The organism is Psychrobacter nivimaris (assembly GCF_904846365.1).
In the GTDB taxonomy this organism is placed as follows: Bacteria; Pseudomonadota; Gammaproteobacteria; order Pseudomonadales; family Moraxellaceae; genus Psychrobacter; species Psychrobacter nivimaris_B.
In genome coordinates this window covers 1-709 of the sequence record NZ_CAJHAL010000080.1, presented here as the reverse complement: position 1 = coordinate 709, position 709 = coordinate 1, and the positions used below count along the sequence as shown (strand labels likewise).

The window sequence follows — 709 nt, the reverse complement described above, 5'->3', positions numbered from 1 at the left end:
GTCTGCGAATCTCAAAAAGCCTATCGTAGTCCAGATTGGAGTCTGCAACTCGACTCCATGAAGTAGGAATCGCTAGTAATCGCGGATCAGAATGCCGCGGTGAATACGTTCCCGGGCCTTGTACACACCGCCCGTCACACCATGGGAGTTGATTGCACCAGAAGTGGATAGCTTAACCTTCGGGGAGGCGTTCACCACGGTGTGGTTGATGACTGGGGTGAAGTCGTAACAAGGTAGCCGTAGGGGAACCTGCGGCTGGATCACCTCCTTATAGACGCATTCGGTCAGCAAGAATTCACAACAAGTTGTTCTTTAGTTTAAGCTTACGTTTTTAACAAACGTATTAGGGTCTGTAGCTCAGCTGGTTAGAGCACCGTGTTGATAACGCGGGGGTCGGTGGTTCAAGTCCACCTAGACCCACCATTTTACAATGGGGCCATAGCTCAGTTGGTAGAGCGCCTGCCTTGCACGCAGGAGGTCAACGGTTCGACTCCGTTTGGCTCCACCACTACTAAGACGGTTAAGTAAGCTTTAGATGCTAATAAATAAATAGGTATTAAATAGAAATAAGTGATTGTGATTGATTACTTCTTTCTGTTTTATACAGAATCTGTGACTCGACGAGAGCATAGAGACTATTTAAAAACATAGATATGAGTCTGGGTTAAGAAGAGCGTGTTCACGCGCACTTCTTAACCTTAATAACTCA

2 tRNA genes and 1 rRNA gene are annotated in these 709 nt (G+C 46.5%); all 3 read left to right on the top strand.

From position 1 onward, the window contains the following. Positions 1–271, top strand: a 16S ribosomal RNA gene (locus JMX63_RS14435); the annotation flags it as partial. 75 nt (positions 272–346) lie between these two features. After that, positions 347–423: transfer RNA gene (locus tag JMX63_RS14430), tRNA-Ile, on the top strand. Between the two features lie 9 nt (positions 424–432). Further along, positions 433–508 (top strand) — tRNA-Ala (locus tag JMX63_RS14425). Positions 509–709 lie beyond the last annotated feature (201 nt).